Source organism: Acinetobacter sp. 1130196 (assembly GCF_000588095.1).
Classification (GTDB): domain Bacteria; phylum Pseudomonadota; class Gammaproteobacteria; order Pseudomonadales; family Moraxellaceae; genus Acinetobacter; species Acinetobacter nosocomialis.
Map to the genome: position 1 here is coordinate 33218 of NZ_JFWX01000013.1, position 17598 is coordinate 50815.

Genomic DNA, 17598 nt, shown 5'->3' on the forward strand with positions numbered 1-17598 from the left:
TTTTTTACAACTTCACTCGAATGCATTAAACAAAAAGCTGCACCACGATTGCAGCATGAATGCAGATATCAATCGTCGCGTCGAAAATTTGATCCGTTTCGGACGAATCAAGACCGTAACTCCGTCTAAACCCTTTCATACAGTTACAGTCAATCTAGGTGACATCGTAACCAAGCAGTTACGTGTTCTTAATTTGAGAGCTGGCAAAGACTCGACTCATGATTTACCTAGCATCAATGAAGAATGTATTGTTTTTAGCCCCTGCGGAGTTTTAGAGCTGGGTATCGTTGTTGTAGGTCTAAACAATGAAGATTTCCCTACACCATCCCAAGATCCTGATATCAAGCTGCGCATGTTTGAAGACGGTGCGGTCATTAGTTACGACACCAAAAACCATAGTTTACAAGCCATTTTACCCGCTGACGCAACTGCAATTCTTACTGCACCAGGTGGACTCACTGTGAATGCCGATACCACCATCAATGGCAAACTTTTTGTCAATGGCGACCAGACCAACGTTGGTAATGTCCAAATTGAGGGCAGTACTGCCATGACTGGAAACAATACGGTGGGTGGTAGCCAGTTAGTACAGGGATCCAGTCACTCTTCTGGCGATTTTAGTACTGAAGGCGATGTTAAAGCTGGTGATATAAGTCTGAAATCACACAAAACTTCAGGTGTGAAATCTGGCGGAGATGTATCTGGAGGACCAACGCCATGATGTCACGCCAAAACGGTGTCTCTATTTCAGAGCTTGAAAGCATTCAACAATCAATTCAAGACATTGTCACAACTCCGCTTGGCTCTCGAATCATGCGTCGAGACTACGGTTCTATCATTCCCGATCTGATCGATCAGCCAATGAGTGATGTACTTAAAGTCAAGATTTTTAGTGCAATCTACACGCCAGTTACTCGGTGGGAAGAGCGTATCAGTATAGAAAGTATGAAGGTGAGTGATGTTTATTCTGGAGGACTGCAACTGGATTTAGAAGCCGTTCATACACTGACTGGCCAAGCACTCAACTTAAACATTCCGCTGCAAATGGGATCTTCAATATGAGCGTCGACTTTTCACAACTTACCAAGCCCAGCATGGTTGAAGAAATCGACTTTGAATCGATTCTTGCTGAGCGTAAAGAAAAACTGATTAGCTTGTTTGACAGTACTGATCAGGATCAGATTCGTCAGACTTTACAGCGTGAAAGCGAACCACTGACAAAGTTTTTAGAAGAAAATGCCTATCGTGAAGTCATTCTGCGTAACCGCATCAATAATGCAGCACTTTCTGTACTACTAGCTTTTGCTGAAAAGACCGATCTTGATGCCGTCGTAGCTAACTATGGCATTAAACGATTACTGATTAATGAAGCGACTGCAGACAGCGATGCTGTGTATGAAACCGATGATGCTTTACGTTATCGCGCATCTCTAGTTTTTGACTCTTTATCCGTTGCTGGTCCCACCTCTGCATACGAATACCATGCATTGAGTGCCGATGGACGTGTAGCCGATGCCAAAGCATCATCGCCAGCCCCTGCCGAAGCGCTGGTCACCATCTTACAAAATGATACTGAAACAGGTGCAGCAACCGACGCACTATTATCAATCGTACAAAGCTATTTAAATGATGATGTACGTCGGCCCGTCGCAGATCGACTGACAGTTCAATCGGTCGATGTGATCCCTTTTGAACTCACCGCCACAATATTTACTAACAATTTACCCGAATCAGACTCTCTAATTTCAGCAGCCACCGCAGCAGTCAAAAAATATTTAGATGAAAGCCGACGTATTGGCCGGTCTATTTACCTTTCTAAAATTTACAACTTGCTGCATGTGTCAGGCGTTGTTCATGTTGTGATTTCAAGCCCTGCTGCAGATGTTGAGGTAAGCCACGTTCAAGTCGCGCACTGTACCAACATTACGATAAATGCTGGAGAAGCTTGATGAATAAACTTCTCCCGCCTAACTCAACACTACTTGAACGCAATGTTTGTAGTGTGACTTCTGAAGCCACGGACTTAGACGTTAATATTCGAGCAATTACCACACTTAAAAATACACCGAACGATTTCTTACCTTTGATCGCTTGGCAAAACAGTGTCGACCGCTGGAATCGAAACTGGTCAGACAAAGAAAAAATTGCCCAAATTCGTGCTTCTTTTCAGATTCATCAAAAGAAAGGCACAGTCGCAGCACTTAAAGAAATTACCAAAGCCTTTGGATACTCCTTATCAGTGACCGAGTGGTGGCAAGAGCAGCCAACCAATACACCAGGAACATTTCAAATCACCATTGATACCGAAGGCAATGAACTCAGCGAATCAGGCTACAACACCCTGATTGCCTTATTGAATGATGCAAAACCTCTGACACGTGAACTCAAAGGCATTGAAGTTAATGTTGTCTCAGTGCGTGGTGATACCAATATCGCTTGTGCCATGTACGACGGTGAAGACGTCACCATCTATCCCAAACAAAACGAATTTACTCCTATTTGTTGTCCGATTTTTGTCTTCTTTGGACATGACGACACCACCATCTATCCGAGAGCTTAAACATGGCAGAACAAATTTATTATTCAGTTTTCACAAAAAAAGGTCTGGAACTTCTAACTGAAGCAATTCGTAATGGCACCAAGCTTGGGATTACAAGCATGGCCTTTGGTGATGGCGGTGGTTCATTACCTGTTCCGAATGAAAATTTTACATCGATGGTGCGTGAAGTACATCGAACTCAACTAAATAGTCTCGCACCGGATCCAAACAATGCCAACTGGTTACGTGCAGAGGCTATTATTGCTTCAGCCATAGGTGGTTTTAATATTCGTGAATTGGGATTGTATGCTGGCGATGTGTTAGTCGCATACTCAAACTATCCAGCCACCTATAAGCCAAATCCAAGCGACGGTACTGCACGGATTATGACATTTCGCATGATTTTGCAAATTGATAATGTTGCAAACTTTGAACTTGTCATTGATCCAGATGTCGTTCTTGCGACGATCCAAAAAGTTGAAGATGCGAAACAAGATGCAATTAAATATGCAGATGAAACCAAAACGCATACAGTCGATGCTTTGATTGATTTAGATGCAATTACGACGAAGTGGGATGGACGTACCGTTTACGTTAAAGGTTATCATAAACCAGAAAATCTAGCTTTAGCACAACCATTTAAAGGTGGTGGTACACGTATCTATAACGACAGCAGAAAAAACGAAAATGATGGGTTTCTGTGTATCAATGGCTGGGTACTTCAGTTAGACAACAACGTTGTCACACCTGAACAAGCGGGTGCCAAAGGTGACAACAAAACAGACGACTATGAAGCGTTAAAAAAAGTTTTTACATCACGATTAAAAGTTGAATGCGACTGTTTTGCAACTTATAAAACGAGTAAACCGATTGAGCTGTTTACAGGACAAAAAATTGCAGGCAATGGTGCAACAATTTCAAAATATTCAGCAAGCACCACAGGTATTAAAGGAAGAACAGATCCCGCAGGAAACCCGTATAACTACGACCAAGACTGTGCAGTTGTATTTGGGGCATTCTATGGATATTACAGTTACATTAATATTGAAAACTTGACCATCGTTAAAGAAAAAGTCAATGGTGAAGATGTCGGAAAAGTATTTTTTGCGCCTTATATCAGCATGTCCAACCTCCAGTCACTCACAGTAAAAGGCGGTGAGTATGGCTTTTATTGTGAAGATATATGGATGATGAACTGGACTCGCTGTTCAGCATATTCAAAATGCGGTTTTTACATTGGTACAGGGACTTCTAACACTTTAGATACGTGTTGGTCTAAAGAAACAAAAGCGGGTTATTCATCTTATAGAATACATAATTTAGTTTATTCGACGCTAAAAAACTGTTGTGCTGAATATGTTGGAGAAGATGGGAAACCAGCTGAATCTGCATTTCATATCACGAATTCAGATTTAACAATGATTGGATGCGGTATTGAAGGCATTCATGCATATAATCTACTGAGAATCTCATACTCATGGATACGCATCGAATCCCCAAGTTTCATCTACGGAATAGATAATAAATATCGGCATGGAATTTACACGGGTTTGATTGATATTTCGAGTTCTGACTCAGTTGTAACGCCTTCTGGTGGCAGAATTAATACTAAAAATTCAGGAAGCTTCGCAGATGCGGTTAGGGTTGACGGTGGCACATTCAATTATGATTCACCAATGTGGGTAGGAGTGGGCTTTCCAGATGATGTTGCTGACTTTAAAATTCGTATATCAAATTGGGCAGCAATTCTAAATTTAAGCGATTTCGTTGGTCGAAAGTACACATTTAACGGTCGTTCAAAAGAGTGGGTTAATAAAACTCCTACTTCTTTCGTTAATGGATTAATTATCAATGACTTATCAAAAGAAAATTTAAACAGTATCCGTCGAAATACTGTATTTTCAATGCAAGGGAACGCAAATTTAGGAAGCAAAGCTAATAATTATCCTGTTGACGGCTTCGGTGGTGCTATTCTTACAATTGCTTCTAATGATGCCGGACTTTACACAAACGCAGTTCAACTGGCTTTTCCTGTTAATTCTAAAACTGCCTATCTTAGGAATGCGGAATGGGGGGGGGCATACAAAGCCTGGAATTATTTTTATACTTCTGCTAACACGACAGTCACAGCAGACGGTACTCTAAAAGAAGCTTCACCGATCGTCAAATTATTTTCAGATCACATTGAATCTAATGATGAAGCTGCTGAACAAAATCCAGAATTTGAGAAAATTGGGATCGGTCATTATCTTATTAAAAATACGTTAGGATTCGCAAAAGAGGGGTGGTGGATTAATGTACCGACTGACAGCAACGGCAATAAAATTTGTGCAATAAAATATGAAATTTTTGAAAACGGTGACATCGAAATCAAAACATTTAAACGTAAATTTGATATCGAAACAGCTTCTGTTGTCGCTGATGAAGCTCAACCAATAGATATTCCTAACAATATGCACGGTGAACAACGTTGGATTGATATACGGTTGCAAGAGGCTCAAAGAGAGGTCGTTGTCAATGATCTAATGACTTCAGAAGACGAGGAGCTGGTTTGATTAAGAGCTTTTGTATATGACTCATATACAAGTCAATCTGACTGAAACTCACTCATAAACTTGTAAGCCTTTGATCTGAAAACCAACTAGATCACAGGCTATTTTTGTAGTATCCCCTCTTACAAAACCCCACACTTAAATCGTGGGGTTTTAAACTAAGCATTAAAGACGTATCAGTTAAGTTGTAAATTTACTTTTAACAACTGCAACTCAATGAAATTGATCAAACAATTTGTAAGCCTGTGATCTGAAAACTAACCAGATTACAGGCTATTTTTATGGCTCAAGATTATCATCACGGAGTCCGAGTTTTAGAACTCAATGACGGAACCCGTCCCATTCGTACAGTATCAAGCTCGGTTATTGGTATGGTCTGTACAGCATCAGATGCAGATGCAGAAAAATTTCCACTTAACACACCAGTACTCTTAACCAACGTTCAAGCTGCTCTAGACAAAGCCGGCGATCAAGGCACATTAGCACGTTCACTTCAAGCGATTGCCGATCAAACCAATCCCGCAACTGTGGTGGTCCGTGTAGAACAAAAGACCGATGCTGCAGAGCAGACGTCTGCAATCATTGGTGGTTCAGTCAATGGCAAATATACAGGCATGAAAGCATTGCTTGCAGCGGAAGCACAGCTCGGCGTTAAGCCACGTATTTTGGGTATTCCTGGTCTAGATACATCGGCTGTATCCGTTGCACTTATTGCATTGGCTCAAAAGCTTCGCGGTTTTTCGTATATTTCAGCAAATGGCTGTCAAACCAAAGAAGAAGCCCAAGCCTATCGTCAAACGTTCGGTGCACGTGAAGCGATGGTCATCTGGCCAGATTTTTTAGGCTTCGATACAGCCACCAGTGCCACGGCAACGTTTGAAGCAACAGCCCGTGCTCTTGGCCTACGTGCAAAAATTGACAATGAAACCGGTTGGCAAAAAACGCTTTCAAACGTTGCGGTCAATGGGGTTACTGGCATTTCAAAAGATGTGTATTGGCAACTGCAAGATCCAGACACAGACGCAGGCTATCTCAACCAAAATGACATTACCACGCTCATTCAGCGCGATGGTTTCCGTTTTTGGGGTTCTCGCACTTGTTCTGATGATCCTCAGTTCGCGTTTGAAAACTATACCCGTACAGCGCAAATTCTTGCAGACACAATGGCTGAAGGCCATATGTGGGCAGTCGATAAAGATCTTACACCAGGACTCGCGCGAGACATTATCGAAGGCATTAACGCAAAAATGCGTGAAATGACACTGGGTAATTACTTACTCGGTGGTGAATGCTGGTTAGATCCGGTCATCAATACCAAAGAAGTGCTCAAGTCAGGCAAGTTTTATATCGACTATGACTATACGCCTGTTCCACCGCTAGAAAACTTAGTGTTACGTCAGCGCATCACAGACCGTTACTTGGTCGACTTTGCTTCACGTGTAACAGCAGGATAAGGACAAGATCATGGCTCTACCAAAAAAATTAAAGCTTTCGAATCTATATAACGAAGGTAATTCATATCTTGGCCAAACGGGTGAAGTGACTTTGCCTAAGCTCGGTCGCAAGTTAGAAAACTGGCGTGGCGGTGGCATGAACGGCAACATTAAGTGGGATGCCGGTCTAGCTGATGATATCAACGAGATGACATGGAAACTAGGTGGCATCGATAAGTTGATTTTACAGCAATGGGGTGCTGCATCCGTTTCAGCATTCGGTCTACGTTTTGCGGGTTCATTTCAGCGTGACGACACTGGCGAAACCAGTGCAGTCGAAGTCGTGGTTCGTGGTCGCCATGAGGAGATTGATTTTGGTAACTACAAACCGGGTGATGACACGGAAACCACAGTTAAAACCATTTGGTCTTACTACAAACTCACTATCGATGGTGAAAAAATCATTGAGATCGATATTCCTGGTGGCATCGAAATCGTGAACGGTATCGATCTTCAAGAAAAGCATCGTCAAAACATCGGTCTATAAGTTTCCATCCCTCTGTTCATACCCCGTGGGCAGAGGTTTTTTATAAATTTTTTGGAGTTATCTCGTGAAAACATTAGAGCAATTTGAAAATACAGCAGCCATCAACATGGAGGTTCAAACAGTCGATCTGGAAAAGCCAGTCATGATGGGTAATTTAGAAATTAACACATTAGAAATTCGTAAACCGAATGTACAAGCTTTGCAAGGCATCAAAATTTCAGATTTATTGCAGGGTGATGTCACAGCCGTTTGTACGGTATTACCGCGTGTATGCACACCTGAGCTGACAAAATCACAAATCAGTCAGCTTGAGCCAGCCGACATTACACAAATTTGTGGAGTCATCATGCTTTTTTTGCAACCGAAATCAGTACGTGCGGAAGTATTACGCCAAAAGTAGACGATGCGATCGCCAATATTGCGGTGGTGTTTCACTGGCCACCGCAGGCTTACATCGATATGTCACTTAGTCAACTGATGCAATGGCATCAACAAGCCATTGATCGAAATGGAAATGATGCCGAATGAAACCCTTAAAACTTGAAGTCCTGTTTGGATCAAAAGACAGCTTGAGTCCCGTACTCAAGCTGATGATCGGCAACAGTAAAGCTGCTTCAAATGCGCTAAAACGAACCAGTGACGAAGTCAAAAAACTCAATGATCAGCAAAAACAGATCGATGGTTATGTAAAGCAAAAGAAAGCCACCGAGGAAAGCGCCAAAGCACTTAAAGACATGCAGGATCGCATTAAAACCTTGCGCCAGCAGATGAATAGCAATCCAAGTGCAGAATTAACACGTGATTTTGAAAAGGCCAAAGCAGCAGCAAAACGGCTGAAAGATTCGCATCAGCAAAATACACAGCAGCTGCATCAACTTCGTACTGAGATGAATCAATCCGGGTTATCTACCAGTAACTTATCTCAGCATCAATCTGAATTACGTCGTCGTACAGATCAAGCAACATCAGAGCTTGAACGACAGCGCCGAACACTCCGTAATTTAAACAATGTGCAGCAGCAACACCAACGCTACAGCCAAAATGCACGTACAGCAGGCATGACGGGAATGATGATGGCTGGTGCAGGCGTAGGTACACTTTATGCAATGCGCAAACCGATCGATGAGTCAAAGCGCGTCGACATCGAAGAGAATCGGATTGCATCATTGGGTTTTGGAAAACAAGCCACTGAAGAAGCAATTCAATATGCCAGAGCGATGAAAACTTTCGGTACCAGTACGCTTGATAATTTAACGTTAGTGCGTGACGGTGTAACTGCGTTCGGCGATGTGCATCATGCACAATGGGTCGCACCAACGTTGGCCAAGATGAAATTTGCAAATGAAGCCATGTATGGTGATCACGGTGTCGAAAATGAAAAAAAATTCATGGACATGCTCAAAGTCATCGAAATGCGGAATGGCTTAAAAAGCAAGGAATCATTCACAGAGCAAGCCAATATCATTCAGCAAGTCATCACGGCCACGGGTGGACGTGTACAAGCAGAGGAATGGTTAAACGTCATCAAAACAGGTGGTATTGCTGCAAAGGGTATGGATAACAAAGCCTTTTATTACAAAATGGAACCACTGGTGCAGGAAATGGGCGGTTTTCGTGTCGGTACCTCCATGATGTCTGCTTATCAAAACTTGTACCAGGGTAGAACCACGCAGCGAGCAGCTGCAAATCTCGATAAATTTGGTCTAATTGGCGATTATTCAAAGGTCAAACACAATAAAACCGGTGATTTGTCTTATCTCGATATCGGTGCAATTAAAAACGCTGCATTGTTCAAAAAAGATCAGTTTGCATGGATGGAGCAAGTACTGGTACCGGCTCTAAATGCCAAAGGCATTACCAAAGAAAGTGACGTCATCGATGCGATCGGCAGTATTTTCAGTAACCGTACTGCATCAAACCTTTTTGCTCAAATGTATATGCAGCGTGATCAGATTCATAAAAATGCCAAGCTAAATGAAGGTGCCTTTAACATTGATCAGTTAGAGAAACAGGCACAAGGCACCACGGCTGGTAAAGAGCTGGATGCAAAAGCAAAACTCCACGATGCTTATTTACAGTTTGGCCAGACCATTTTACCGATCTACACACAAGCATTAATCATGGCATCCAATGCCATGCAAGGCTTCACAGGCTGGATGCAGCAAAACCCAACACTGGCCAAAGCACTCGGTACTGGCCTATTGGTTATTGCTGCAGGGCTAGTGGCCATTGGTGGATTGCTCTTGGTATTTTCCCCGCTTATTTTAAGTATGTTGAGCCTAAGGCTCATGATGGTCACATTGGGCGTTCAAGGCAGCGCATTAAGCTTCGTATTTAAGATGCTGACATCGCCATTTAAAGCCCTCGGCTCAGCTATCATGTGGATTGGTCGAATGTTCCTATTAGTCGGTCGTATGATGATGGCTAATCCGATTCTCTTAGCGATAACGTTACTTGCGACAGCAGCATATCTTATTTATAAGAATTGGGATCCAATAAAGACTTTCTTTAGTGATTTATGGAATAAGGTCGTATCTGCATTTCAAACTGGAATTAATTGGATTAAAGGAATTATTCAGTCTGTTGATACTGTTTTTGCCAATAATCCTATCTTAAATTTCCTTTTGCCATTTATTGGCATTCCTAGAATGATCATAGCTAACTGGTCAAGTATTACAGCTTTCTTCAGTGAAGTTTGGACATCGATTACTTCAGGAGCAAGTGAACTTTGGAATTCTATATCGCTATTATTCAGTCCTATTGGACAATGGTTTGCAGAAAAATGGGATGAAATTAAACGATCAGCCGCCACGGCTTGGAATAGCGTTATAGGTTATGTTTACAATGCTTGGGAAACACTAAAAAATGTAATTTCTAATAATCCATTGCTTCAGAGAATAATGGACGGGTGGAACACCATATTTACATATTTGGGGACACTTAAAGACAAAATGTTGTCTATTGGAAGCAATATTATCAATGGATTGATAGATGGTATTAAATCTGGATTCACGCAACTTAAATCTGTATGGGGAATGGTTAATAATTACATGCCAGATTTTATGCGAAAGAGAATGGATATTCATTCTCCAAGCCGAGTCATGGCTGGTCTCGGCGGTCACATCATCGGTGGTATTGGCATGGGTCTTACTCAGGCATTTCCTGAGCTCAAGAACAAATACAATCAGGTCCTCAATCTATTTACCAATAAATCTCAGTCACCGGTCTTAGATCAGATTGATATTGCTGCGCCGGTAATGTCTAAGATTCAGGCAGCGCCAAATCTTACCCCAAGCCGTCAGTCTTCATTGGCAGTGGCAGGGGATACCTACACCATTCACATTCACGCTGCACCAGGACAAATCGTTCAAGATCTTGAACGTCAAATTGAACAAGTCGTCATGCGAATCCAGCGTGACAAACTGGCGCGAGTTCGTACCATCATGTCCGACCAGGAGTAACTATTATGATGATGATCTTGGGCATGTTCCCGTTTAGCATTCCGACTGCCGTATATCAGCAGCTACAGCGCAGCACAAACTGGCGGCATCCAAGCAATTCCCGAGTGGGTGATATGCCAGCCTATCAATTCATTGGCCGTGGCGAAGACACTATTTCACTTGAGGGTAGTATTGTGCCTGAGTTTGGCTCTCAAATGAGCATCACCGCTTTACGAGTCATGGGCGATACTGGTAAAGCATGGCCACTCATCAGCGGTAATGGTAAGGTTTTTGGGCTATATCACATCGATGATCTTCAAGAAACTCAAACGATTTTTTTTTCAGATGGCACACCCAAAAAAATTGAATTCAGTTTGAAAATGACGCAGGCACAGAAACCAGGAACATTAATCGGCAATACTGCTGGCAAATTAATAGGTTTACTATGACTGTACTTTCCACACTCAATGATCTGGCTATTGATGTCTTAAAGGCAAATCCGCTTCCCATTTTTAAGCTAATCGTCGATGGCTTGGATATTTCATCCAAGATCAACAATCGACTCATACAGATGCGTATCGAAAATAAACGTGGCTTTGAAGTCGATACGCTAGATCTCTCACTTTCAGATCACGATGGTTTGCTGACAATCCCAAACAAAGGGGCAATTCTTCAAGCATGGATAGGCTGGCAGCATTCTGGCTTGGTCTACAAGGGCAGTTACATCGTCAAAGAGGTTGAGCATGCCGGTGCGCCCGATGTTCTTCGTATTCGAGCAACCAGCGCAGATATGAAAAAGTCACTCAAACAGAAAAAAGAGCGTAGCTTCGATAACATTGCTCTTGGTGATTTAATACGACTGATTGCCCTTGAGCATGATCTTAACGATAGTGTTGCAGCAGATCTGGCCAGCCATAAAATTATTCATATCGATCAAAATGAGTCAGATGCGAATTTGATTACTCGTTTAGCCGATGAACACGACGCGATTGCGACCATCAAAAATGGTACCTTACTTTTTATGCCCAAAGGCCAGAGTCAGACCATATCTGGCCAAGATCTACCGACTTACAAGTTGACCAGGGCAATGGGTGATGATCATCGCTATAGCTACAGCGATGGCGGTGAAGAAGTCACTGCAATTCGCGCGTTTTATTACGATGATAAAATGGCTAAAAAGCTCGAGGTCATTGTCGGGGATCAATCGAACCAAAACATCAAAGAGCTACGTCATATTCATCGAGACAAACAAACCGCGACACTAGCTGCTTCAGCTAAATTGAACCACTTCAAACGTACCAGTGAAACACTCAGTTATAAGCTGGCCAGAGGTGTGCCAGACATCATACCAGAGCAGACTTTTCTATTTGTTGGGGTTAAGGAGCAGATCGATGAAATCTACTGGCTCGCGACCACCATTACGGACACATTGGATGCTTCAAGCGGTTACACCACAGATCTGCAGCTCGAAGTGTTTTTCCCGGATGCAGATGATGTATCCGAACTATTTGAAGATCAGTTTGTCTTAGAAAAAGATAAAAAATGGACGGGCGTGGTGGTGTATTACCAAGACGGTGAAAAGGCAATAAAACTGACCAAGGGTGATCAATCCAATCCAAAACATTTTACCTATCTGTACGTGACCAAAGCAGGCGCACAGCAACGTTTAGATCGTGAATATGCTTTACTGGATCTCGAAACAGGCAAATTTTCAGCACATAATGAGCTTGATATTAAGCCTTACACTGGCTTGAAAATCCAATACACGATTGGAAAATCTATATCCCCACGCTATTGGGCAACACTGGGTGATCAATCTAATCCCAAGGTGATTGATAAAGTATTGAAAAGTAAAAAAGCGGCAGAAAAACGCTTAAAACGGGAATTGCCAAGACTCAATGCGAAGAAGAACATGCTGGAGCAAGTGAAGGAAGCAAAATAAAACAACAAGGTCAGATTCAGAATCTGGCCTTGTTTTATGAACGAATCAAAAATTATAAATAATCAACTCATTACCATTATGCTCTTCATGAGCAGCTTTTGAGTTCACGGACCAGCGGATCTTACGATGTGTCATTTGATAATCTTTAAATAGCTCGCGCACTTCTGGCACATCATTCAAGCTCAAAATAAACTTGCCCTTAATCTGATCCAGTTTGTCCTTCAGCGTATAAAAATCATCTTTACTCCAGATGCCTTTGCCGTAGACGTTTTCACAATCCCAATAGGGCGGATCCAGATAAAACAACGTGTCTGGGCTATCCAGTCGAGTAATCACATAATCATAAGATCGATTTTCGATAACCACATTCTGCAAACGTTCATGTATCGACACCAGATGTTCACGTAAGCGTTCACCTAAGCGCATGCGGTTTGCTCGATCTTTTGAATAAGTAAATGAACCATCAAGTTGGCAACCAAACGCAGAGCGTAGCAAATAATAAAACTTCACCGCCCGTTGAATATCAGTCAAACCAGATTGATCGCGCTTAAAATCATCAAACTGAGTTCGAGAAAATAGCAGCAACTCATATTCAGCTAGAAATGCATCAAAATGAAATTTCAACACTCGATATAAATTGATCAAGTCGTCATTAATATCGTTAATCACTTCAACAGTAGAAGCTGTCTTTTTAAAAAGTACCCAGCCAGCACCACCAAACACTTCAACATAAGTTTTATGTGCGGGCAGCATATCAATAATCGTTCTGGCCAGTTGAGATTTCCCGCCAAGCCAGCCACTGAAGCTGTGGCCACTAGGATTGTATTGCGGTGAGAGGTTTTGTGTCATGGATCTTACCTGATGAGGTCGGATGCTCTGGGCATTCAGGTAAGGCACTCAAGGTGCTCTGGAATTGATTTAAGGTTTTACAGCGAGGACATTTAATTTCAAGATTTCTAAAATTATCAATTCTCGCAAGAAGTTTAAAACAACAAATGCATTTCATATTTTGCATGATATTTTTTCAAAGCAGAAAAAACAGATTTAATAGTAATAAATCTCTACATAAAGTACAAATATATAACCGATTTATCTATAATGGACATAAATATAACCAGAAAAGCGACTATGGCATCTAAAAACTGTTTTTTATGTCCCCACTGTGCATCTAAGTTTTATTTGAGGACCAGCAAACTTGAGAGTCCCTTATTCCGAGTAGTTTACTTTCAATGTTCAAACATCAAGTGTGGATTTTCTGCCAGAGCAGAATTCGCAATCACACATCAAGTCGCACCTAGTGCAAACCCTAACCCACTTGTAAATTTAAAAACCTATGGTCATGAAGCTGATCAACGAAACGGAGCACTTAAAACGTGAGTAATTTTGATTCAAAAATTTCAACCATTGCGATCGGTATTATCCAAGCCATGCAAACGGCTCAAGCAATTTATATTGTCGTGGCTAAAGCAATGGACTCAGTTGAAAGCACAAATGCAGATAAGTCTGGAGGCGATAAAAAGGCATGGGTGATGGCTTATGCAAAAAATATTGTGTTGGCATTAGGAGACAAATGGGACGAGCTTGAATCAAAAGTTTCATTGTTCATCGATCAACTTAAATCAGCATATAACGCGGCAAAAGTCCTTTTTTAAGGGCTTTTTTTTTGGAGGGCTTATGAATAAACATTCATTTTTAAAACCTATCTGGTCTGTATTGTTTGGAGATTTTATTCTTATTAAATCAAGAGCAGTTGGTAAAACTATTCCAATGCCCTTAGTAGCCAGAATAATTGAGTTAGAATGGGATTTCTCAAAAAATTTCTGTTTTAATCCATCTCAAATATCAAAAGTTAAAGATAGAAAATTACGCAAAGCGTGCTATCAAGCTTTTGCGCTATATAAAAAATCTTTTAAACCTATACCGAAGCCTAAATTAAAGATCTGGAGAGATGAGTGGCCAAGATTAATCAAAAGGGCAACTCAGGTTTGGTCGGATCATGCAGTGGATGCTTTTTCATTTTTTTCGCATTGTGTTGATCAGAAAGCCAAGTTTGCTGCTCAATATGAATGTAGATGGGATTTGGGTAAAGAGCTATGAATCCAGAAGAACTATTCGAATTGTTTTTTCAAGACATCACGCCAGATATGAATCCACCAGGTATGAAATATCATTGTGAAGCGATGCGCAGCTGGTGGCGCGAACGCTTTATGAATGCTTATTACGGTGTAGAAGAACCGTGGAGATTACGCAGTTGGGCAGAAGCACCACAGATGTGGTTGAAAGGGTATAGACAGTGCCAGAAAAATGAGACGCAATAGTCTCATTTTTCATAATAAATATAAGTTAATTCTTTGGCGTAGAAATTAATAAATTTACCATTTTTACTTAATTGAGGAGGCAATTGGCTAAAAATATAAACAGTAATAGGTTGCGGTTTATTATTCTTAGTTCTTCTTGCAGCAAGTTGCTTTAAAGTTTTTTCTGAAAAACGACCATTTTCAGCTTCATTAGCAATTTTATTTGTATATAACATCAAGCTTGGATTTTGATTTAATTCATCAAGCTGGACTTTTTTACTGAAAGTAAATTGAATCCCGTTGGGTTTAGGATTAATCCAAGCTGTTCCATAATATATTTTTGGTTCTTCCTCAAGATCTTCGATATTTGTAACTTCATCCATATTCACAAATAAATCACGAATATGAATTTCTTCATCATTATAAATTACTGAAATATCAGCATCATCATTAAAAAGTTTAACCCAACTCGACAATGCTTTTTTAGATGGTCTTACACCAAATTGGCTTTGTCCATTTGTAGTGCCTGAACTATTGGTGGTAGGGTCAGTTAAGGCAGATGCACCTTGTGTAGCTGTTTCAGTTTTTTTTGTTGAAGGCTTATCTAAATTTAAAAATGCAAATTTATCCGAAATATACCTTCTTGGTTTTGACTCTTGACGTTCCTGTAGTTCTCGTTCGATTTTTTCTATTTTGTCTTTTTCTTTACAAGCTGGAGTATGATCACCGACATAAATGTAATAAGGTTCTTTTTTTCGTTTTGAAACTTCTTTTAATAAATTCGCACAAGTTATCTGTGCGTCACAATTCTCATCTATACATTCAAATAAATATTTAGATTTAATATTTCCCAATTCACGCTGATGATCTGCTTCCGCTGTAGTAATTATTTGGCCAGTTTCTAAAGACTTTGCTAATGTAATCGTTACCATTTTACCAAATACTCAATGTAGGTTTGTTCCCAAAATTTCATAAGTTTATTTCACTGCCTTATAAAATTTTTGTTCATATTTTTTAGCATCTGTTGGTGTCATTTCACGATCAAGACGAAGTAAAAACAGGCCCTTTTTGTACATATATTGATTAGTCATGGGCATCGCCAAATGTACGCTCTTAATATAATTATAACGTCTTTCCAAATCTGCCTGATTCCTAAATTTCTCAATTGTACCGCCAATGAAATCGTCAGGATTATCACTTTCGTAATATCCATCACTTTCAAACTTTGGATCAATTAGTGGATCTGGCCACGAAACTTTTTCAATGTACTGATTAGGACGACCAAGCTGTTTATTTAAATCATTTTTTTCATTGAATGGATACAGAAAATCTAAACCTTTAATATCAAGTTTCAATGCGACTTCAAATGCACTTTGAGCAAAACTTAAATTTGAAAAAATTGAGATGGATATCAATAAAAAAATACGAATCAAACTTTTACCCATGAAATTTAAGTCCTAAATAAATTTTCTTCAAAGTTTTAAATCAATTTTCAATTGGTAATCCAATTGCTTGAATAAAATCATCCTCAGTAATAATTTTTATATCATGACCCTGTTGCTGCCATTTTTTTGCTTCTTCAAATTTTCGACCATAGCTAACATGTGCCCAAGCTTTGTTACCTTTATTACAGATTACTAAATAATTTACAGTGGTAGTCATATCATCAATGAACTTACCGCCATTGTTCTCAATTAGAGCTTTCCAGTCTTTTTTCTTGAAACGGCTTGAAGTACCTGTAAAACAATAAAGGGCATTTTCAATTAGTAGTTGACCTTTAAAAAAATCAGGATTATCTATTGTTTCAATTTTAGTTCTCAATGTGCCATGATCATCTGGATCAACATACCGTTTTATTTGTTTGAACAATGCTTGAATATCAAAATCTGTTAAATCATCTTGTTTAGTTCTTACAGGACGTAACGATGTATAAACTTCCTGAAAAAATACATCATCTTCTAAATAGTCATGTTCTTTCATCCAAGTATTTAAAGCCTTAGCTTCATCTATACTCAAAGTCCCATCGCAAACTCCCCCAGCCAATAGCCCGTGAAGCCGTTGAACATCTCTAGTATTTTTTGAATAGAACTTTCCTGAAATAAAAATCTTAATCACTTCAACAAATTGTTTGCACTTTTCTTCATCTAATTTTTGCGAACCAATAACTGTTTGACCTAATAAGTGAATTAAATGATCAAAAGGATATTGACAATAGATTTCAGGATTTCTTTCCATCCATACCTGTAAGGCATAAATTTCTTTCTTATTGATTGTATGATCTAAAATAATGCCTTCTAAGAATCCTAAAAAATTATTTATTTCTTTATCAATTATCGCAGTCCCCATAAATCTATTTATTAGTTCTTCATCTAAATTTTCTATTTTTTTATCCATATAATCCAACGTCTTATAAAAATAGTGAATCACTATCTTGACATAGTGGCACACTATAGGCAACATGTATTTACACCGCAAAATCGGTGTACAGGCGTGGAAACCTGTTTTTGAATGTACAAGAGAGCAGAAAACATCCGCTCAAAGCGGCTTTTTTTTGCCTAAAATGTCTAATCGGCTATACTCGTTATGGCAGATCGGGCAGGGCAGCTTTTAGCTGGCCGTTTACTCTTGTACGGTATTTCCACCCCTGTTCGGTCTGCCACCATTCTGTGGAAAGAATGGCGGTAGGTTCAAAACTTACACAAGAGTAAATAGTCATGAGAAAATCAATTCATGTGCAAGAGCACACTGCTATCTATAGCCTAGACACCTATAACCAACGTCTCCGCCAGCTCCAACGTCAAAAACGCCTAAAAATCCTGTTCGATTGCATGGGTTATTTCTGTATCTG

General features: G+C 40.2%; 21 protein-coding genes. 16 read left to right on the forward strand and 5 right to left on the reverse strand.

Annotated elements, in window-relative coordinates; genetic code table 11:
* Nucleotides 1-55 precede the first annotated feature (55 nt).
* The 12 genes from J671_RS12740 to J671_RS12790 all read left to right on the forward strand — a co-directional run bounded on the left by J671_RS12740 (nt 56) and on the right by J671_RS12790 (nt 12453).
* Nucleotides 56-721 (forward strand): phage baseplate assembly protein V, encoded by a 666-nt coding sequence (locus J671_RS12740; RefSeq protein ID WP_031982435.1) that lies wholly within the window; start codon nt 56-58, stop codon nt 719-721.
* Entirely contained in the window at nt 718-1062 is a 345-nt protein-coding gene (locus J671_RS12745; RefSeq protein ID WP_031982436.1) for a GPW/gp25 family protein, read from the forward strand. The genes J671_RS12740 and J671_RS12745 overlap by 4 nt, the downstream gene beginning before the upstream one ends.
* On the forward strand, nt 1059-1949 hold the full coding sequence (locus J671_RS12750; protein WP_031982437.1) for a baseplate J/gp47 family protein: 891 nt from the start codon (nt 1059-1061) through the stop codon (nt 1947-1949). Before J671_RS12745 ends, J671_RS12750 begins: the two co-directional genes overlap by 4 nt.
* Nucleotides 1949-2560 (forward strand): phage tail protein I, encoded by a 612-nt coding sequence (locus tag J671_RS12755; RefSeq protein ID WP_031982438.1) that lies wholly within the window; start codon nt 1949-1951, stop codon nt 2558-2560. Before J671_RS12750 ends, J671_RS12755 begins: the two co-directional genes overlap by 1 nt.
* Before the next feature lie 2 nt (nt 2561-2562).
* Nucleotides 2563-5094 carry a phage tail protein gene (locus J671_RS26130; RefSeq protein WP_050675042.1) on the forward strand — a complete coding sequence of 844 codons (2532 nt, stop codon included), beginning with the start codon at nt 2563-2565 and terminating at the stop codon, nt 5092-5094.
* Between the two features lie 278 nt (nt 5095-5372).
* Nucleotides 5373-6545 (forward strand): phage tail sheath protein, encoded by a 1173-nt coding sequence (locus J671_RS12765; protein WP_031982442.1) that lies wholly within the window; start codon nt 5373-5375, stop codon nt 6543-6545.
* Nucleotides 6546-6555: 10 nt separating this feature from the next.
* The gene (locus J671_RS12770) at nt 6556-7071 is read left to right on the forward strand and encodes a phage major tail tube protein (RefSeq protein ID WP_031982443.1); all 516 of its coding nucleotides are present in this window, start codon (nt 6556-6558) and stop codon (nt 7069-7071) included.
* Nucleotides 7072-7135: 64 nt separating this feature from the next.
* The gene (locus tag J671_RS12775; protein WP_031982444.1) at nt 7136-7471 is read left to right on the forward strand and encodes a phage tail assembly protein; all 336 of its coding nucleotides are present in this window, start codon (nt 7136-7138) and stop codon (nt 7469-7471) included.
* Nucleotides 7405-7599: a GpE family phage tail protein gene (locus tag J671_RS26275; protein WP_053469818.1), complete on the forward strand. Its 195-nt coding sequence runs from the start codon at nt 7405-7407 to the stop codon at nt 7597-7599. Before J671_RS12775 ends, J671_RS26275 begins: the two co-directional genes overlap by 67 nt.
* A complete protein-coding gene (locus tag J671_RS12780; RefSeq protein WP_031982446.1) occupies nt 7596-10532 on the forward strand; it encodes a phage tail tape measure protein in 2937 nt (978 codons plus the stop codon). Before J671_RS26275 ends, J671_RS12780 begins: the two co-directional genes overlap by 4 nt.
* 5 nt (nt 10533-10537) lie before the next feature.
* On the forward strand, nt 10538-10960 hold the full coding sequence (locus tag J671_RS12785; protein ID WP_031982448.1) for a phage tail protein: 423 nt from the start codon (nt 10538-10540) through the stop codon (nt 10958-10960).
* Nucleotides 10957-12453 (forward strand): contractile injection system protein, VgrG/Pvc8 family, encoded by a 1497-nt coding sequence (locus tag J671_RS12790; RefSeq protein ID WP_031982449.1) that lies wholly within the window; start codon nt 10957-10959, stop codon nt 12451-12453. Before J671_RS12785 ends, J671_RS12790 begins: the two co-directional genes overlap by 4 nt.
* A gap of 45 nt (nt 12454-12498) precedes the next feature.
* On the opposite strand, the gene J671_RS12795 is transcribed toward J671_RS12790, so the two are convergent.
* Together J671_RS12795 and J671_RS26320 are read right to left on the reverse strand one after the other, a co-directional pair.
* Complete coding sequence (locus J671_RS12795; protein WP_031982450.1) at nt 12499-13302, reverse strand: DNA adenine methylase; 804 nt, start codon at nt 13300-13302, stop codon at nt 12499-12501.
* Nucleotides 13268-13468: a Com family DNA-binding transcriptional regulator gene (locus J671_RS26320; RefSeq protein WP_228132356.1), complete on the reverse strand. Its 201-nt coding sequence runs from the start codon at nt 13466-13468 to the stop codon at nt 13268-13270. The genes J671_RS12795 and J671_RS26320 overlap by 35 nt, the downstream gene beginning before the upstream one ends.
* 113 nt (nt 13469-13581) lie before the next feature.
* On the opposite strand from J671_RS26320, the gene J671_RS25085 reads away from it, so the two are divergent.
* Genes J671_RS25085 through J671_RS12810 form a run of 4 tightly spaced genes read left to right on the forward strand, consistent with a single transcriptional unit; the run spans nt 13582 to nt 14771 of the window.
* A complete protein-coding gene (locus tag J671_RS25085) occupies nt 13582-13830 on the forward strand; it encodes an ogr/Delta-like zinc finger family protein (protein ID WP_077165968.1) in 249 nt (82 codons plus the stop codon).
* Complete coding sequence (locus J671_RS12800) at nt 13827-14105, forward strand: hypothetical protein (protein ID WP_031982452.1); 279 nt, start codon at nt 13827-13829, stop codon at nt 14103-14105. The genes J671_RS25085 and J671_RS12800 overlap by 4 nt, the downstream gene beginning before the upstream one ends.
* Before the next feature lie 22 nt (nt 14106-14127).
* On the forward strand, nt 14128-14550 hold the full coding sequence (locus J671_RS12805; protein WP_050675043.1) for a hypothetical protein: 423 nt from the start codon (nt 14128-14130) through the stop codon (nt 14548-14550).
* Nucleotides 14547-14771: a hypothetical protein gene (locus J671_RS12810; RefSeq protein WP_031982454.1), complete on the forward strand. Its 225-nt coding sequence runs from the start codon at nt 14547-14549 to the stop codon at nt 14769-14771. Before J671_RS12805 ends, J671_RS12810 begins: the two co-directional genes overlap by 4 nt.
* Nucleotides 14772-14773: 2 nt before the next feature.
* On the opposite strand, the gene J671_RS12815 is transcribed toward J671_RS12810, so the two are convergent.
* The 3 genes from J671_RS12815 to J671_RS12825 are packed head-to-tail and all read right to left on the reverse strand — an operon-like array spanning nt 14774 to nt 17144.
* Entirely contained in the window at nt 14774-15682 is a 909-nt protein-coding gene (locus J671_RS12815; protein ID WP_031982455.1) for a hypothetical protein, read from the reverse strand.
* Nucleotides 15683-15727: 45 nt separating this feature from the next.
* On the reverse strand, nt 15728-16195 hold the full coding sequence (locus J671_RS12820; RefSeq protein ID WP_050675044.1) for a hypothetical protein: 468 nt from the start codon (nt 16193-16195) through the stop codon (nt 15728-15730).
* A gap of 40 nt (nt 16196-16235) precedes the next feature.
* The gene (locus tag J671_RS12825; RefSeq protein WP_050675045.1) at nt 16236-17144 is read right to left on the reverse strand and encodes a BRCT domain-containing protein; all 909 of its coding nucleotides are present in this window, start codon (nt 17142-17144) and stop codon (nt 16236-16238) included.
* Between the last annotated feature and the right edge of the window lie 454 nt (nt 17145-17598).